The organism is Paraburkholderia atlantica (assembly GCF_009362785.1).
Lineage (GTDB): Bacteria > Pseudomonadota > Gammaproteobacteria > Burkholderiales > Burkholderiaceae > Paraburkholderia > Paraburkholderia atlantica.
The window spans coordinates 86,368-103,235 of the sequence record NZ_WHNQ01000006.1; the positions used below are offsets into that span (position 1 = coordinate 86,368).

Here is a 16,868-nt window from a genome sequence, read left to right on the forward strand (position 1 = left end):
ATCACGGCGTCAGAAGTTGCCGTTCGCGAAACGGGCAATCGGGTCGTCGCTGCTTTGGGTGGGCGCGGGCGCGCCGTGGGAAGCCGTCGACGCGCGCATCAACTGCACGCTGCCACTACCGTCGGTCTGCTGCGCCTTGCGGGCCTGGCGTTCCGCGATGGAAGCGGGCGGCGGCGGTTCGAATGCATCGGCGGCGGCGTCGATTGCGTCGGGCGCGGATTGCGGGAGGACGCGGGCGGTCGTGGCGGGCTGCATCGGTTGAGCGGTGGAAGGAGCGCCGCTTTCATACGTGCGTGTCTGAGTCACTGGGACCAGCGTCGGTGCGACGGCGCCCGCCGAGCGTGCCTGTAGTTGCGCGGCGCTGAGGCCGGACGGCGGCGGCTCGAATTGATCGGCTTGCGCGACGGGCGTGCCGCCGCCCGCACTGGTCGCCGGGGTCGCGCCGGCATAGGTCGATGCTGGCCGAACCGCCACCGTCGCCGCGGCGTCCGCGGCACCGCGCTCCGTTTGCGGCGTCGCCGCCTGATAGCTCGGCGTATCGAATGGTGCGGGCGTCGCCGCCGCTCCCGCCATCCGGCGGATGCCGTCGAAGCGCTTTGCCCAGTAGGGATTGGTCAGATAGTCGAGCCGCACCGTGCCGCCCGTCGACGGCGCGTTGACGAAGCGCAGTTTGCCCACGTAGATGCCGACATGCGAATGCGCGCGCCCGGTCGTATTGAAAAAGATCAGATCGCCGGGCGCGATTTCGTCCGGTTCGACGGATTCGCCGCGTCCGCTCATCTCGGCCGTCGTGCGCGGCAGGTTCACCGACGCCGCGCGCAGCACCACGTAGCGTACGAGCCCGCTGCAGTCGAAGCCGCTGTCGGGCGTATTGCCGCCCCAGCGGTAGGGCACGCCGACGAGGCTCATCGCCTGAATCGAGATTTCCTCGCGGCCGATGCTGTGATCGACGAAGTGGGGGAAGCCGGGCGGCGGCGCGTGATAGGCGCCGTTCGCGACGACGGTGCCGCCGGACCCGCGCGACGTCTTCTGCGGCGCGCCGGCGCAGGCGGCGAGCAGCAGGACGGGCAGCAGCGATAGGGCGAGTCGGCGCATGAAGACGGCACGGGCGGTAAGCGCCCATTTACTCACTGGCGATGTCGGGATGGTAGCCGCCCAACATGGCTGCCGCAAGAATTGTTGATAAATTACTTGAAGTTTGTGCGCTAAGTGTTGCCTGCGGAGAACGTCGGCGCAATAAAAAAGCCGCGTCCGGATCGAACCGGACGCGGCTTGTGATGAAAGCCGGTGAAAACCGACGAAACGCCTAGAGAATTTCCGACGCGTAGTCAGCTAGGCGCGAGCGCTCGCCGCGCGCGAGCGTCACGTGTCCGCTGTGCGCCCAGCCCTTGAAGCGGTCGACCACATAGGTCAGGCCCGAACTGCCCTCGGTCAGGTAAGGCGTGTCGATCTGCGCGATGTTGCCGAGGCAGATGATCTTCGTGCCCGGACCCGCGCGCGTGACGAGTGTCTTCATCTGCTTCGGCGTCAGGTTCTGCGCCTCGTCGATGATCAGATACTTGTCGACGAAGGTGCGGCCGCGCATGAAGTTCATGCTCTTGATCTTCAGGCGCGAGCGGATCAGCTCCTGGGTCGCGGCACGACCCCATTCGCCGGCGGCGTCGTCGGTTTTCTGCAGCACTTCGAGGTTGTCGTCGAACGCCCCCATCCACGGCTGCATCTTTTCCTCTTCGGTGCCCGGCAGGAAGCCGATGTCTTCGCCGACCGGTACAGTTGCGCGCGTCACGATGATCTCGTTGTAGCGCTTGTCGTCGAGCACCTGCGCGAGGCCCGCCGCGAGCGCGACCAGCGTCTTGCCGGTGCCGGCCTGGCCGAGCAGCGTGACGAAGTCGATTTCCGGATTCATCAGCAGGTTCAGCGCGAAGTTCTGCTCGCGATTGCGCGCCGTGATGCCCCACACGTTGTTCTTGTGGTGGCCATAGTCACGCAGCGTTTGCAGCAGCGCGGTCTTGCCGTTCAGCTCGCGCACCAGCGCATGAAACGCGGGCTCGCCGTTCTGCGGTTCCAGATAAACGAACTCGTTGACCAGCATCGACGCGCACAGCGGACCCGTCACACGGTAGTACGTGGTGCCGGTTTTCGTGTCCTGCCAGCTTTCCATGCCCTTCGCGTGCTTGGTCCAGAAGTCTTGCGGCAGCGCGCGAATGCCCGTGTACAGCAGGTCGCTGTCCTCGAGCACCTGGTCGTTGAAGTAGTCTTCGGCGGGCAGGCCGAGCGCATGCGCCTTGATGCGCATGTTGATGTCTTTCGACACCAGCACGACCAGGCGATCCGCGCGATCGCGCTGCAGCGCCCGCACGACGCCGAGGATCTGGTTGTCCGCCTTGCCTTCGGGCAGCCCTTCGACGGGCTCGATCGCGGTCAGCCGGGTCTGGAAGTACAGGCGGCCAGACGCCTCGCGGCTGCCCAGACGCGCGAGTGAAATGCCGTCGGCTATATCGCCCGCGTTCGCGACGAGCGAGTCGAGCGTGCGGCTCACCTGACGCGCGTTGCGCGCGACTTCCGACATCCCCTTCTTGTGGTTGTCGAGCTCCTCCAACGTCATCATCGGCAGATAGACGTCGTGCTCCTCGAAGCGGAACAGGCAGCTCGGATCGTGCATCAGCACGTTGGTGTCGAGCACGAAAAGCTTCTGCACCTCGACTGGCGTGGCGCTGGTGCCGCGTTTCTTGCGCGTGGCGGCCGGGGTCGCCGCGGCGGGCGCGGCGGCTGTGTCGGCCTTGGGATGCTTCGCGGCGGGCGCGCGTGCGACGACCGGCTGCGCTTCGGCCTCGTCGGCGTCGATCTGAGGGCGCGCGGACGGAACCGGCTGCAACAGCGCGGCGGTCTGTTTGGTCTTGCGGCCACGCGCCGGTGCGGGCTGCGCGGCGGGCGGCGATTCGACGGCGGGCACTGGCCACAACGTGGTGGCGGCGTTGGCGGCGTGCGCCATCGGGGTGGCAACATTGGCGCGGCCGTAATCGGCCGACTCTGCGGATTCCCCTTCACGCGCCTGTTTTTTCGCAGTGGAGCGCGCGGGCGTGACGGCTTTGGCCTTGTATTCGTCAGGCGACAAAAGATTGCCGAGCTTGCTGGGGGGAGTAGGCAAAGGCATGGTTTCCCTCGAAATGATCGGGTCACATATCGTGCGCCGCCCGTCGCATTCTGACGATGCCCTCATGGGACACCCAGTCTGCGCGAGGAGGCGCGCATTCGGTCTAGAGATGCCGGTTCGCCTGGTCTTCGATAGGCTCCTTGACGGAAGCGCGCGAACCAGTGAACGAGCGGTCGCGCGCAATTAAAAAAGCCGCCGCCCCGGCATTCGGGGCTAGCGGCTCGACGATGATGCTCGCATTGCGCCTCACGCTCCGAACGGCACCGGTGGATCCGGTCAAGCGGCCGTCAGAACTGGCGCAGCGGAGAAAAATATGGGGTGGACAGGCACTCATTGCGGCCCAATATAACGCGCATCAAAGCGCTTGTACAGCCTCCAGAATTTCGTCGACGTGGCCGGGCACCTTGACGCCGCGCCACTCGTGGCGCAGCACGCCAGCGGCGTCGATGAGGAACGTGGAGCGCTCGATTCCCCGTACCTCTTTGCCATACATTTTCTTCATTTTGATGACGGCGAAGAGGGCGCACAGCGTTTCTTCCGGATCGGAAATCAGCGGGAAGGGCAGTTCGAGTTTGGCCTTGAAGTTGTCATGCGAACGCAAGCTGTCGCGCGACACGCCGATCACTTCCGCGCCGGCCTTCTTGAATTTCGGATACAGATCGCGGAACTGCAGACCTTCGGTCGTACAGCCCGGCGTGTTGTCCTTCGGATAGAAATACAGCACCACCTTCTTGCCCCGCAGCTTTGACAGCGTGATTTCGCCGCCCGTCGCGGCGGCGGTGAAGTCGGGGATGGGTTGGTCGACTGCGATGGACACGAGGTTCTCCGGTGGTTGGGGCCGGCGTCGCTAGGTGCCGCGGCGTCGGCCGGTCTGTCGTCGAGGTTGTTGTTGTTCGGGGATTCGGTCGGCGCTCGGTCTTGCGGCTGCCGTGCGGTTCTCCGATCGACCGGCCTCACGTGCTTTCCGACGACCTCTCCGCGCCGTGCCGCGACCCTTCAGGGCTGGACGATCAGTTCGCCGGAGCGCCCCGGAATCTCGCCCCACGTAACAGGGTACGATGGCAGCGTGTCGCGGTCTAGCGTGGCGTAGTAATCGCCCATCGTCGCGAACGTATGGCCCTGCGCGCGCCAGCCCTCGAGCAACTGTTCGAATACCGGCGCGAGCTTTTGACCTTCGAGTTCCGCGTGCAGCGTGAACACCTGGTCGTGCGGATTTTTTTCGGTTTGTTTCAACATCCACGCGGCGACGTTGTGCGTGTCGACACCATCGACACCGAGCACTTCGTCGAGCGTCGGCAGCGTGGTCGGCATCTGCACGTGCTTGAGCGTCTTGCCGTCGACCACCGGCAAATACGGCGAGTGGCCGCGGCCGTCGGACGCATAGTGCATGCCCCACGCGTCGATCTGCTCGAACGCGTGGCCGTTCATCTGCCAGCCCGCCGCGCCGTGCGTGACGGGCGGGGTGCCGAATACCTCGATGAAACGCGCGTGGCTCTGCTGCATCTGCGCGACGGTCCACGCGCGATCTTTGGCGCGCACGTTGTCCTGCCAGTACACGTGATCCCACGTATGGATGCCGCACTCGAAGCCGGCTTCGTGGATCGCGCGCATTTCGGCCGCGGCCTTCGCGCCGATGTCCGGACCGGGCAGCAGCACGCCGTACATCAGCTGTTTGACGCCGTAGTGCTCGACCACCGACGTGCGCGACACCTTCTTCAGAAAGCCCGGCCGCAGCACGCGGCGCATCGCCCAGCCGGTGTGGTCGGGTCCAAGGCTGAACAGGAAGGTGGCGCGTGCCTTGAAACGGTCGAAGATGCGCGCGAGATTCGGCACGCCTTCGCGGGTGCCGCGCAGCGTGTCGACGTCGATCTTCAGGACGATGCGAGCCAAGGACGCGCCCTTATTGCTGTTCGACGAGTGCGCGGGCTTCCGCGACGTGGCCGCGATACGCTTCGAAAATCTTGCGCAGCGCTTCGTCGAAAGTCGATGTGGGTGCCCAGCCGAGTTCCTGCTTCGTGTTGTCGATCTTCGGTACGCGGTTCTGCACGTCCTGATAGCCGTTGCCGTAGTACGCGCCCGACGACGTTTCGACCAGTTGCACTTTCTTGGCCGAGTCCGCGTATTCGGGGAATTCGGCCGCGAGTGCCAGCATCTTGTGCGCGAGCTCGCGCACCGAGAAGTTGTTGGTCGGATTGCCGATGTTGTAGATCTTGCCGGTCGCGACGCCGTTCTTGTTCTCGATGATCTTCATCAGCGCGCCGATGCCGTCGTCGATATCCGTGAACGCGCGCTTTTGCGCACCGCCGTCGACGAGGCTGATGTTCTCGCCACGCACGATGTGACCGAGGAACTGCGTGACCACCCGCGAGCTGCCTTCCTTCGGCGTGTAGATCGAGTCGAGGCCCGGGCCGATCCAGTTGAACGGACGGAACAGCGTGAAGTTCAGGCCTTCCATGCCGTAACCCCAGATCACGCGGTCCATCAGCTGCTTCGAGCACGCGTAGATCCAGCGCGGCTTGTTGATCGGGCCGTACGACAGCTGCGATTCTTCCGGATCGAACTGCTCGTCCGTGCACATGCCGTAGACCTCGGAGGTCGACGGAAATACGAGGTGCTTGCCGTATTTGACGGCCGAACGCACGATCGGCAGATTCGCCTCGAAGTCGAGTTCGAACACGCGCAGCGGCTGCTTCACATAGGTTGCGGGCGTGGCGATTGCGACGAGGGGCAGGATCACATCGCACTTCTTGATGTGATATTCGACCCATTCCTTATTGATCGTGATGTCGCCTTCGAAGAAGTGCATCCGCTCATGATTGACGAGGTCGCCGAGACGTTCGGTCTGCATGTCCATCCCGAACACTTCCCAGTCGGTCGTCTCGAGAATGCGTTTGGACAGGTGATGGCCGATAAAGCCATTCACACCCAGAATCAGGACTTTTTTCATGAATGAGATTGGATGAGCTGGGCGAATTTCGCCGGACTGACGGCAGTCTCGCCGCCATCGTGCTGGTGCCGCAATTCGTGGATGTTGATCGCGCGGCCGTCGCCGCAAATTGCGAAAACGGCATTATCGCTTACGTGCAGGCCCGGGGGCAAATCCGAGCGGAGCGCGCCGGGCACGGCCAGACGCGCGCGTGCGACGATGAAACGATGGCCGTTAAGGTCGGTGAAAGCGCCCGGATACGGCGGCGCGACCGCGCGGATCAGGTTGTAGACCTGCTGCGCGGACTGGCTCCAGTCGATGCGGCCGTCTTCCGGTTTGCGCCCGCCGTAATAGCTGCCGTGGGAGAGATCGTTCGGCAGATGCGGCGCCTCGCCCGCGAGCAGCGCCGGCAGTACGCGCCACAGCGTTTGCTCGGCGGCGACCGTGACCTTGTCGAAGACCTGCGCGGCGGTGTCGTCGGGCAGGATCGGCACCGGTGTTTGCGCAATGATCGCGCCGGCGTCGGGCTTCGCAGCCATTTCGTGCAGCGTCGCGCCGGTTTCGCTTTCGCCGTTGAGCACCGCCCAGTTGGTCGGCACGCGGCCGCGATACTTCGGCAGCAGCGAGCCGTGCATGTTGTAAGCGCCCCGTGCGGCGATCGCGAGCAGATCGAGCGGCAGCATGTGGCGGTAGTAGAACGAGAAGATGAAGTCCGGCCGCGCGGCGCTCACCGCGGCGCGCAGTTCCGGGCTCCTGGGATCGGCCGGCGTTACGACGGCAATGCCGTGCTCGGCCGCCACCGATGCGACGCTGCCGAACCAGATGTTTTCGCTCGGGTTGTCTTCGTGCGTGACGACCAGCGCGACGTCGACACCGCGCGCGAGCAGCACCTGCAGGCAGCGCACGCCGACGTTGTGATACGCGAATACGACGGCGCGCGGCTTCATGGCTGGTGTCCCTGATCGGCGACCGGCACCGGTTGCACGCCTTGCGCGACGGTCTGACGCGGCGCTTCGGCGATGGCCCCGCCGTCGCGTTCTTCGAGAATGGTCTGCACCAGATAACGCGGCCGCGCACGCACCTGCTGATAGATCCGGCCGATGTATTCACCGAGCAGTCCGAGCGCGAAGATGATCACGCCGAGCAGGAAGAAGGTGATTGCAAACAGCGTGAACACACCTTGCACTTCCGCGCCGATGATGAAGCGCCGGATCAGCAGCAGGACGAACAGCGCCGCAGACCCTAGCGACAGGATCACGCCGATGAACGACAGCCATTGCAACGGCACCACCGAGAAGCCGGTGACGAGGTCGAAATTCAGGCGGATCAGCGAGTACAGCGAGTACTTGGACTCACCGGCGAAGCGTTCTTCGTGCGCGACCTCGATTTCCACCGGATTCTGCGCGAACGTGTACGCGAGCGCCGGGATGAACGTGTTGATTTCGCCGCAGCGGTTGATCGTATCGATGATGTGACGGCTATACGCGCGCAGCATGCAGCCCTGGTCGGTCATCTTGATGCGCGTGATGCGCTCGCGCAGATGATTCATCGCGCGCGACGCCTTGCGGCGCCACAGGCTGTCCTGGCGTTGCCGACGGATCGTGCCGACGTAGTCGAAGCCCTCGCGCATCTTCGCGACGAGCTTGCCGATTTCCTCGGGCGGATTTTGCAGGTCGGCGTCGAGCGTGATCACGATGTCGCCACGCGACTGCTCGAAGCCCGCGAGAATCGCCATGTGCTGGCCGTAGTTGCCGTTCAGCAGGATCACGCGCGTCGTGTCCGGCCGCGCGCGGAACTGCCCGGCGAGCAGCGCCGCGGATTTGTCGCGGCTGCCGTCGTTGATGAAGATCACTTCATAACCGGTGCCGAGCGCGTCGAGCGCCGGATAGAGGCGCGCGAACAGCGCGGCCAGTCCGGCTTCCTCGTTGTACACCGGAATGATGATCGACACTTCCGGTGCGACGGCGCGATGTTCCGAATAAGTCATGTCCGCTTACTTTCCGTAGTGTTCGCAAATTTCGTTGACCGCGCGGCACACGCGCTCGACGTCGCCTTCGTTCATCAGCGTGAAGAGCGGCAGCGTGACGGTGGTGGCGCCGAAGCGCTCTGCGTGCGGGAACATGCCTTCCTTGAAGCCGCGCGCGCGGTACAGGGAAAACAGGTGCAGCGCGGGGTAGTGCACGCCCGAGCCGATGCCGCGCTCCTTCAGTTCGCCCATGAAGCCGGCGCGGTCGATCGACAGTTTTTCTAGCGGCAGCGTGATCTGGAACATGTGCCAGTTGCTGTTTTCGAAGTCAGCGAGCGGCAGGCCGACGCCGAGCTTCACGGCCGCGCCGCCTTCGAACTGCGCGAAGTACGCGCGCGCGAGCTTCTTGCGCTGCGCGATGAAGCGCGCGAGATGCGGCAACTGGCCAAGGCCGACGCGCGCGGCGACGTCGGTCAGGTTGTACTTGCCGCCGAGCACGTCGCAGTCCATGCCATCGAAGCCGGTGCGCGTGATGCCCTGCAGCCGGTACTTCTGCGCGAGCACCGCTTCTTCCTCGTTGTTGAGCACGAGCGCGCCGCCTTCGACCGAAGTCAGGTTCTTGTTCGCGTGGAAGCTGAACGACACGATGTCGCCGAGCTTGCCGATGCGCTCGCCGTTCCAGGTCGAGCCGAATGCCTGTGCGGCGTCTTCGATCACGCGCAGCTTGTGCGCGCGGGCGATCGCGTACAGACGGTCCATGTCGACCGGCAAGCCGGACAGAAACACCGGCAGCAGCGCCTTGGTGCGCGGCGTGATGGCTTTTTCGAGCAGGTCGAGGTCGATGTTGCGCGTGACCGGGTCGATGTCGGCGAACACCGGCGTCGCGCCGGTTTCGAGGATCACGTTGCAGGTCGACACCCAGGTGGCCGGCGTCGTGATGACTTCGTCGCCGGGACCGACGCCGGCGATGCGCAGGCCGATTTCGAGCGTCGCGGTCCCGGAATTGAACGTGCGCACCGGGCGGCCGCCGCAGAACTCGGACAGCGCTGCCTCGAACTTCTGGTTCTGCGGGCCGGTGGTGATCCAGCCGGAACGCAGCACGTCGGCGACGCCCTGGATCGTTTCCTCGTCGATCTCGGGTTTGACAAACGGCAAAAACGGGACTTGTGACTGGCTCATGAATGCATCGCTCGATTGAAAGGGGCGCGGCCCGACGGGCGCGAAGTAAACCACAAACTACGCGCAAACCCAAGGCCGCGGCGGAAAAAACGCAACCGCGCAGCTTACCGCGCCGTACCTTACGTCAGGCTTAGGCGGCTCTTGTGCCGCGCGGGTTCCTGCGCGAGGCGCGGCGCCTAGCTGCGCGCGAGCACGACCACGCCGACGAGAATGATGCCGATGCCGACCAGCTTCTGCACCGACATCACTTCGCCGAACAGGTACCACGCGGCGATCGCGTTGACGACGTAGCCAAGTGACAGCATCGGATAGGCGATCGACACGTCCACCCGCGAAAGACCGATGATCCACACCGCCACGCTGATCACGTAGCAGGCTAGCCCGCCGATGATCGGCGGCTGGGTCGCCAGCTTGAAGCCGATGGGCACGATGTTCGCACGGGTGAATTCGAAGTGTCCAACGGCATTCGTGCCGGCCTTGAGCAGCAGCTGCGCGCCGGCGTTCAGCGTGACGCCGGCGAGGATGCAGAAGAGGGAAATCGGGTTCATCGAACGGTCGGGCTCTCGAAAGGGTTAGGGCTTAGCAGCGGGCGTGGAGGCGGGGGCAGCGGCGGCGGGAGCCCCGTCGGCGAGCGGCTTCATCACTACCACGCGACGCGGATCGCGCGCGATCACCTGCATCGGCAGGCCTTGCTTGACGAGGCGCTCGTAGGTCGGCGGCGGGATCAGCGCGAGCGCGTAGCGATCGGCCTTCCATCGCTCGATCCACGCTTGTTCCGTCGGCACCCATTTTTGCGGCTCGACGGACACGCCGAACGCGAGCTCGTCCGGGTGCGCGACCATGATCATCGTGTGGCCGATGTAGAACGGCAGCGTATGGTCGAGCACGCCGACCGAGTAGAACGGGGTGTCCGGCGGCAGCTGCGCCAGTTTTGCCTTGATCGCGGGCGCGAGTGGCGCGCCGGAGCTCAGGCGTCCGAACACGTCGTGACCGGTGCCCGCGATCGTGCCGAGCAGCAGCCAGCCCGCGCCGAACGCGACGAGGCTGCCGAGACCGACTCGTGCGTTGGCGCCCACGCCACCCTGGCCGCGGCGGTTCAGCCACAGCGCGAGCAGCGTGAGCACGAAAGCCACGGCTAGCGCGGCGAGCACCCACACGCGGAACTCGGCGTACAGCGCGGCCGGATTGCGCTCGCTGCCGAGGCGCGGCAGGAACAGCGCCGCAAATGCGGCGACCACGAAAAACAGCACGTAGCCCGCCAGATGCCGGCGCAGCTGCTCGCGCGTGACGAGCGGCAGATACATGCCGATCAGCATCGCGATCGGCGGAGCGATCGGCAGCGTGTAGGACAGCAGCTTCGAGTGCGACGCGCTGAAGAACAGGAAAATGAAGACGATCCACGTAAGCATCAGCGTGACCGGCGCGAAGCCGTTCGGCTGACGCGGCTGACGCCACGCGTGGCGCACGCTTTGGACGGCTACCGACAGCCACGGCAGGAAGCCCACCAGCAGCACCGGCACGAAGTAGTAGAACGCGCCGGGGCGATTCTGCTCGGGCGTCAGATAGCGCTTGAACTGCTGGACGATGAAGAAGAAGTTCAGGAATTCAGGATTGCGCTGCTGCACGAGGACGAACCACGGCGACACGATCGCGAAAAAGACGATCAGGCCGCTCACCAGGTGCAGTCGCTTCCACAGCGCCCAGTCGCGCGCGATCAGCGTGTAGAGCACCAGCACTGCGCCCGGCAGGATCAGCCCGACGAGGCCCTTGGAGAGCACCGCCAGCGCCATCGACGCCCAGCACACCCACATCCACCCGCGTACGCACGGGGGCCGCAGATTCGGCCGCTGCGCGAGCATCAGCGCGCACAGCGTCAGCGTCATCCAGAACGACAGGCCCATGTCGAGCGTGTTGAAGTGGCCCATCAGGTTCCAGTACGGCGCGCAGGCGAGCACGAGCGCCGCGAACACGCCGGTCGCCGGGTTGAACACGCGGGCACCGGTGAAGCCGATCAGCAGCACGCCGGCGAAGCCCGTCAGCGCGGTATAGAGGCGCGCCTGCCATTCGCCGATGCCGAACCACGCGAACGTCAGCGCGTTCGCCCAGGTTTGCAGCGGCGGCTTCTCGAAGTACTTGTAGGCGTTGTAGCGCGGCGTGATCCAGTCGCCGGTCAGGAACATTTCGCGCGCCATTTCGGCGTAGCGGCCTTCGTCGCTCGGCAGCAGATGGCGCCAGCCGAGCGGCACGAACCAGATCACGGCGAGAACCAGCACCAGCAACAGGATCGCGGTGCGGTTGAGCGGTAGCCTCGACGGCGTATCGTTCATCAAATATCAACCCTTCTTGTTATCGACGCCGCGCGCACGGGCGCGGCGCGGGGGCCAGAACGGGGCCGGGCGGGCACGCCGCCGCGGCCTCGCGCGGGATGCACCGGCGCCGGGCCCGCTCAGGCTTCGATCAGCAACGCGGCCGCGACCTTGCGGCCCTCGGCCATCAGAATGTTGTAGGTGCGGCAGGCGGCCTTGAAGTCCATCGTCTCGACGCCAATGCGTTTCGCGGTGAGCGCGGCGGTTAGCCGCGGGTGCGGAAAGCGCAGCCGCTCGCCGCTGCCGAACACGACCACTTCGGGCGCGCCGTCGACCAGCATCGCGAAATGCTCGGCGCTCAGTTGCTCGAACGACGAGACGGGCCAGGGAATGACCGGCGCGTCCGGCAGCACGAGAATACTGCCCGCGTGACGCACCAGATTGATTTCCACGTAGTCGGCGCCGTAGCCGGTAACGGTATTCAGCGCGCCGCTGGAATCCTGATGTAATTTCAAATTGGTTTTCCGAAGTCGTCGTGAGACGTCATGCGTATTGCGGGCCTGGCTGCACGTCGCACAAGCCGCGCGGTTCGACGCGTGTGACACGCGAGAAGGCCGAAAAGGCTTGCCGTTGCGGGTGGTGCATTGCGGAAGTCGGCCAAAATCCGCTAAATTATAACTTTTTAGCCGCCTTGCGGCGCCCCTCGCTCAAGTGCCGCCACAAGCCGCGCTGGGCGCATCGGCGTGGCCCACCGGCTACCTGTGCTGGCATCGCCCGCTTTCGTTGCGTTTTTTCCCCTGCGCCGGAACCCGGAAAGCCGCGGCGGCTCGACAGTTCCACCCCTTTTCGCAGTTGGCCGCCTTCGCTGGCGCCGCCGCGTCCGAATTCCCGTATCGGTGAAGCCGAGCGGCCCGGCGCCGTCAGCCGGGCCCCGTTTGCCCAAGGTTTGCTCCAGCCATCAACCAGGATGAAGTGCCCGCCGTGAAACCGATTCTCAAATCCAACAAATTGTTGAATGTCTGCTACGACATTCGCGGGCCCGTCCTCGAACACGCGAAGCGGCTCGAAGAAGAGGGCCATCGCATCATCAAGCTGAACATCGGCAATCTGGCGCCGTTCGGCTTCGAGGCGCCCGATGAAATCATTCAGGACATGATCCTGAACCTGCCCAGCTCGTCGGGCTACTCCGATTCGAAGGGCGTGTTCGCCGCGCGCAAGGCGATCATGCATTACACGCAGCAAAAGGGCGTGCACGGCGTCGAGCTCGACGACATCTACATCGGCAACGGCGCGTCCGAGCTGATCGTGATGGCGCTGCAGGGCCTCGTCAACGACGGCGACGAAGTGCTGCTGCCCGCGCCCGACTACCCGCTGTGGACCGCCGGCGTGAGCCTCGCGGGCGGCACGCCGGTGCACTACATCTGCGACGAGTCGAATAGCTGGATGCCCGACCTCGACGACATTCGCGCGAAAATCACGCCGAACACGCGCGCGCTCGTCGTGATCAACCCGAACAACCCGACCGGCGCGCTGTATTCGGACGAACTGCTGCTCGGCCTGATCGAGATCGCGCGCCAGCACGGCCTCGTGATCTTCGCCGACGAGGTGTACGACAAGATCATCTACGACGGCAAGAAGCACACGTCGATGGCGTCGCTGTCCGAGGACGTGCTGACCGTTACGTTCAACAGCCTGTCGAAGAGCTACCGCTCGTGCGGCTACCGCGCCGGCTGGATGGCCATTTCGGGCCTGACCGGCGAGAACCGCCGGCTGGCGAAAGACTATCTGGAAGGGCTCGGCATCCTCGCATCGATGCGGCTGTGTCCGAACGTGCCCGGCCAGTATGCGATCCAGACCGCGCTCGGCGGCTATCAGAGCATCAACGACCTGATCGTGCCGGGCGGGCGCCTGTACAAGCAGCGCGAGCTCGCCTATGAGATGCTCACGGCGATCCCCGGTGTAAGCTGCGTGAAACCGGAAGCGGCGCTGTACATGTTCCCGCGCCTCGACCCGAAGGTGTATCCGATCCAGAACGACCAGCAGTTCATCCTCGATCTGCTGCTCGAAGAGCGCGTGCTGCTCGTGCAGGGCACCGGCTTCAACTGGAAGACCCCGGATCACTTCCGCGTGGTCTTCCTGCCGAACGTCGACGACCTCGCGGATTCGATCAACCGGATCGCGCGCTTCCTCGATGGCTACCGCAAGCGTCACACAGCCTGAGCCGGCCTCGCGTACGATGTGGCGCATCAGGCGCGCCGCTCGTGCCACACCTGAAACCCTTTTCAAACCTCTATTAGAAACACACGCTGCATGGAACCGATCAAAGTTGGACTGCTGGGCTTCGGCACGGTAGGCAGCGGCACCTTCACGGTACTGCGCCGCAATCAGGAAGAGATCAAACGTCGCGCGGGGCGCGGCATCGAGATTGCGCGCATTGCCGTGCGCAACCCGGCCAAGGCGACCGCGGCGCTCGGCGCCGAAGCCGGCAGCGTGGCGCTGACCGATGACTTCAACGCTGTCGTCGACGATCCGTCGATCGCGATCGTCGCGGAAATGATCGGCGGCACCGGCATCGCGCGCGACCTCGTGCTGCGCGCGATCAACAACGGCAAGCACGTGGTCACCGCCAACAAGGCGCTGCTCGCCGTGCATGGCACGGAGATTTTCGAGGCGGCGCGCGCGAACGGCGTGATGGTCGCGTTCGAAGCGGCGGTGGCGGGCGGCATTCCGATCATCAAGGCACTGCGCGAAGGCTTGACCGCGAACCGTATCCAGTACATCGCCGGCATCATCAACGGTACGACGAACTACATCCTGTCGGAGATGCGCGACCGTGGGCTCGATTTCGCGACCGCGCTGAAGGCCGCGCAGGAGCTCGGCTACGCCGAAGCGGACCCGACCTTCGACATCGAAGGCGTCGACGCCGCGCACAAGGCGACGATCATGAGCGCGATCGCGTTCGGCGTGCCGGTGCAGTTCGACCGCGCGTACGTCGAGGGCATCAGCAAGCTCGCCGCGATCGACATCAAATACGCCGAGGAACTCGGCTACCGCATCAAGCTGCTCGGCATCACGCGCCGCACCGATAAAGGCATCGAGCTGCGCGTGCATCCCACGCTGATTCCCGAAAAGCGCCTGCTCGCGAACGTGGAAGGCGCGATGAACGCGGTCGTCGTGCACGGCGACGCGGTCGGCACGACGCTGTACTACGGCAAGGGCGCCGGCGCGGAGCCGACGGCTTCCGCGGTGGTCGCCGACCTGGTCGACGTGACGCGTCTGCACACGGCCGACCCCGAACACCGCGTGCCGCATCTGGCATTCCAGCCGGACAGCCTGTCGAACACGCCGATCCTGCCGATCGAAGAAGTCACGAGCGGCTACTACCTGCGCCTGCGCGTCGCCGACGTGACCGGCGTGCTCGCCGATATCACGCGCATTCTGGCGGACACCGGCATTTCGATCGACGCGCTCTTGCAGAAGGAATCGGAACTCGTCGACGCGAACGGCAAGGGCGAAACCGACATCCTGCTGATCACGCACGAAACGGTCGAAAAGCAGGTCAACGCCGCGATCAAGTCAATCGAAGGGCTCAAGACCGTCGTCTCGCAAGTCACGAAGCTGCGCATGGAAGCGCTGAACTAGGCCGAACTATGAACTACCTCTCCACGCGCGGCGCCGGAGCCGGCGAGCGCCATACCTTCTCCGACATCCTGCTCGGCGGTCTCGCGAAAGACGGCGGCCTCTATCTGCCGGCCGAATATCCGCGCGTCACCGCGGACGAACTCACGCGCTGGCGCACGCTGCCGTACGCGGATCTCGCATTCGAGATCCTGTCGAAGTTCTGCGACGACATCCCCGCCGACGATCTGCGCGCGCTGACGCGCAAGACCTACACGGCCGCGACCTACTGCAACGTGCGCGACGACGAAAGCGCCGCGCAGATCACGCCGCTGAAGACGCTCGGCGTCGAAGACGGCGCGCCGCTGTCGTTGCTCGAACTGTCGAACGGGCCGACGCTCGCGTTCAAGGACATGGCGATGCAGCTGATCGGCAACCTGTTCGAGTACGCGCTCGCGAAGCACGGCGAAACGCTGAACATTCTCGGCGCGACCTCGGGCGACACCGGTAGCGCCGCCGAATACGCGATGCGCGGCAAGCAGGGCATCCGCGTGTTCATGCTGTCGCCGCACAAGAAGATGAGCGCGTTCCAGACCGCGCAGATGTATAGCCTGCAAGACCCGAACATCTTCAACCTCGCGGTGGAAGGCGTGTTCGACGACGCGCAGGACATCGTGAAGGCGGTGTCGAACGATCACGCTTTCAAGGCGAAGTACAAGATCGGTACGGTTAATTCGATCAACTGGGCGCGGGTCGTCGCGCAGGTCGTCTACTACTTCAAGGGCTATTTTGCCGCGACGAAGTCGAACGACGAGCGCGTGTCGTTCACGGTGCCGTCGGGCAACTTCGGCAACGTGTGCGCGGGTCATATCGCGCGGATGATGGGTCTGCCGATCGAGAAGCTCGTCGTCGCGACCAACGAGAACGACGTGCTCGACGAGTTCTTCCGCACCGGCATCTACCGCGTGCGCAAGGCAGCCGAGACGTATCACACGAGCAGCCCGAGTATGGACATCTCGAAGGCGTCGAACTTCGAGCGCTTCGTGTACGACCTGCTCGGCCGTGATCCGGCGCGAGTGCTGCAACTGTTCCGCGACGTCGAGGAGAAGGGCGGTTTCGACCTCGCGGCAAGCGGCGACTTCGCGCGCGTGAAGGAGTTCGGTTTCGTGTCCGGCAGCAGCAGCCACGACACCCGCGTCGAGACGATCCGCGACGTGTTCCAGCGCTACGACACGATGATCGACACGCACACGGCCGACGGCGTGAAGGTCGCGCGAGAGCACCTGCAGCCGGGCATTCCGATGATCGTGCTCGAGACCGCGCAGCCGATCAAGTTCGGCGAGACGATCCGCGAAGCGCTACTGCGCGAACCGGAGCGGCCGGCGGCGTTCTCGGGGCTCGAATCGCTGCCGCAGCGCTTCGAGGTCGTGCCCGCGGATGCGCAGCGGGTTAAGGACTTCATCGTCGCGAACACCGGCGAATAAGGGCGACCGGCGACGGCAAGCGGGCCGCGTGCGCCGTTTTCGGCTCACGCGGCATCCCGCGGCCGTGTCGATTCGCGTTGATCGACGCCCACGCCCGCCCTACGAAAAACGCTGGCCGCACCCTCGGCGGCCACGCATAGAAAATCACAAAAAACTGTCCATAACGCCCGGCCGCCCAGGCTAACGGCATCGGCCGCTACAATATTCTTTTAACCTGCGGCTTCGACACTCCAGA

14 protein-coding genes are annotated in these 16,868 nt (G+C 64.8%); 3 read left to right on the forward strand and 11 right to left on the reverse strand.

From position 1 onward, the window contains the following. Positions 1-9: 9 nt before the first annotated feature. The 11 genes from GCT19_RS11120 to GCT19_RS11170 form a co-directional block, all read right to left on the reverse strand. Positions 10-1,095, reverse strand: a complete 1,086-nt coding sequence (locus tag GCT19_RS11120) for a C40 family peptidase (RefSeq protein WP_152851939.1) — start codon at positions 1,093-1,095, stop codon at positions 10-12. A gap of 211 nt (positions 1,096-1,306) precedes the next feature. Continuing rightward, a complete protein-coding gene (locus tag GCT19_RS11125) occupies positions 1,307-3,154 on the reverse strand; it encodes a PhoH family protein (RefSeq protein ID WP_018432097.1) in 1,848 nt (615 codons plus the stop codon). Between the two features lie 355 nt (positions 3,155-3,509). Continuing rightward, positions 3,510-3,971 (reverse strand): peroxiredoxin, encoded by a 462-nt coding sequence (locus GCT19_RS11130; RefSeq protein ID WP_018432096.1) that lies wholly within the window; start codon positions 3,969-3,971, stop codon positions 3,510-3,512. Positions 3,972-4,150: 179 nt separating this feature from the next. Next, positions 4,151-5,044 carry a polysaccharide deacetylase family protein gene (locus GCT19_RS11135; protein WP_013089321.1) on the reverse strand — a complete coding sequence of 298 codons (894 nt, stop codon included), beginning with the start codon at positions 5,042-5,044 and terminating at the stop codon, positions 4,151-4,153. 10 nt (positions 5,045-5,054) lie between these two features. After that, a complete protein-coding gene (locus tag GCT19_RS11140; protein WP_013089322.1) occupies positions 5,055-6,101 on the reverse strand; it encodes a bifunctional UDP-4-keto-pentose/UDP-xylose synthase in 1,047 nt (348 codons plus the stop codon). Beyond that, the gene (locus tag GCT19_RS11145) at positions 6,098-7,027 is read right to left on the reverse strand and encodes a formyltransferase (RefSeq protein WP_152851942.1); all 930 of its coding nucleotides are present in this window, start codon (positions 7,025-7,027) and stop codon (positions 6,098-6,100) included. The genes GCT19_RS11140 and GCT19_RS11145 overlap by 4 nt, the downstream gene beginning before the upstream one ends. After that, positions 7,024-8,067 (reverse strand): glycosyltransferase, encoded by a 1,044-nt coding sequence (locus tag GCT19_RS11150; RefSeq protein ID WP_013089324.1) that lies wholly within the window; start codon positions 8,065-8,067, stop codon positions 7,024-7,026. Before GCT19_RS11150 ends, GCT19_RS11145 begins: the two co-directional genes overlap by 4 nt. A 6-nt stretch (positions 8,068-8,073) precedes the next feature. Then, on the reverse strand, positions 8,074-9,225 hold the full coding sequence (locus tag GCT19_RS11155; RefSeq protein ID WP_018432093.1) for a DegT/DnrJ/EryC1/StrS family aminotransferase: 1,152 nt from the start codon (positions 9,223-9,225) through the stop codon (positions 8,074-8,076). 176 nt (positions 9,226-9,401) lie between these two features. Then, a complete protein-coding gene (locus tag GCT19_RS11160; protein ID WP_152851943.1) occupies positions 9,402-9,773 on the reverse strand; it encodes an SMR family transporter in 372 nt (123 codons plus the stop codon). A gap of 24 nt (positions 9,774-9,797) precedes the next feature. Further along, complete coding sequence (locus GCT19_RS11165; RefSeq protein WP_018432091.1) at positions 9,798-11,552, reverse strand: ArnT family glycosyltransferase; 1,755 nt, start codon at positions 11,550-11,552, stop codon at positions 9,798-9,800. Between the two features lie 119 nt (positions 11,553-11,671). Further along, complete coding sequence (locus GCT19_RS11170; protein ID WP_018432090.1) at positions 11,672-12,046, reverse strand: Mth938-like domain-containing protein; 375 nt, start codon at positions 12,044-12,046, stop codon at positions 11,672-11,674. Between the two features lie 457 nt (positions 12,047-12,503). On the opposite strand from GCT19_RS11170, the gene GCT19_RS11175 reads away from it, so the two are divergent. From GCT19_RS11175 to thrC, 3 genes are all read left to right on the forward strand, one after another. Then, positions 12,504-13,751 carry a pyridoxal phosphate-dependent aminotransferase gene (locus GCT19_RS11175; protein WP_018432089.1) on the forward strand — a complete coding sequence of 416 codons (1,248 nt, stop codon included), beginning with the start codon at positions 12,504-12,506 and terminating at the stop codon, positions 13,749-13,751. Between the two features lie 90 nt (positions 13,752-13,841). After that, positions 13,842-15,173, forward strand: coding sequence for a homoserine dehydrogenase (locus GCT19_RS11180; protein WP_152851946.1), 1,332 nt, complete (start codon positions 13,842-13,844; stop codon positions 15,171-15,173). A gap of 8 nt (positions 15,174-15,181) precedes the next feature. Beyond that, positions 15,182-16,633: a threonine synthase gene (gene thrC / locus GCT19_RS11185; protein ID WP_152851947.1), complete on the forward strand. Its 1,452-nt coding sequence runs from the start codon at positions 15,182-15,184 to the stop codon at positions 16,631-16,633. The last annotated feature ends 235 nt before the right edge of the window (positions 16,634-16,868 follow it).

Bases quoted from the DNA above. Each gene is read 5' to 3' on its own strand.
- GCT19_RS11120 (WP_152851939.1), bottom strand. From the start codon at position 1,095: ATGCGCCGACTCGCCCTATCGCTGCTGCCCGTCCTGCTGCTCGCCGCC.
- GCT19_RS11160 (WP_152851943.1), bottom strand. From the start codon at position 9,773: ATGAACCCGATTTCCCTCTTCTGCATCCTCGCCGGCGTCACGCTGAAC.
- GCT19_RS11140 (WP_013089322.1), bottom strand. From the start codon at position 6,101: ATGAAAAAAGTCCTGATTCTGGGTGTGAATGGCTTTATCGGCCATCAC.
- GCT19_RS11155 (WP_018432093.1), bottom strand. From the start codon at position 9,225: ATGAGCCAGTCACAAGTCCCGTTTTTGCCGTTTGTCAAACCCGAGATC.
- GCT19_RS11165 (WP_018432091.1), bottom strand. From the start codon at position 11,552: ATGAACGATACGCCGTCGAGGCTACCGCTCAACCGCACCGCGATCCTG.
- GCT19_RS11145 (WP_152851942.1), bottom strand. From the start codon at position 7,027: ATGAAGCCGCGCGCCGTCGTATTCGCGTATCACAACGTCGGCGTGCGC.
- thrC (WP_152851947.1), top strand. From the start codon at position 15,182: ATGAACTACCTCTCCACGCGCGGCGCCGGAGCCGGCGAGCGCCATACC.
- GCT19_RS11125 (WP_018432097.1), bottom strand. From the start codon at position 3,154: ATGCCTTTGCCTACTCCCCCCAGCAAGCTCGGCAATCTTTTGTCGCCT.
- GCT19_RS11150 (WP_013089324.1), bottom strand. From the start codon at position 8,067: ATGACTTATTCGGAACATCGCGCCGTCGCACCGGAAGTGTCGATCATC.
- GCT19_RS11180 (WP_152851946.1), top strand. From the start codon at position 13,842: ATGGAACCGATCAAAGTTGGACTGCTGGGCTTCGGCACGGTAGGCAGC.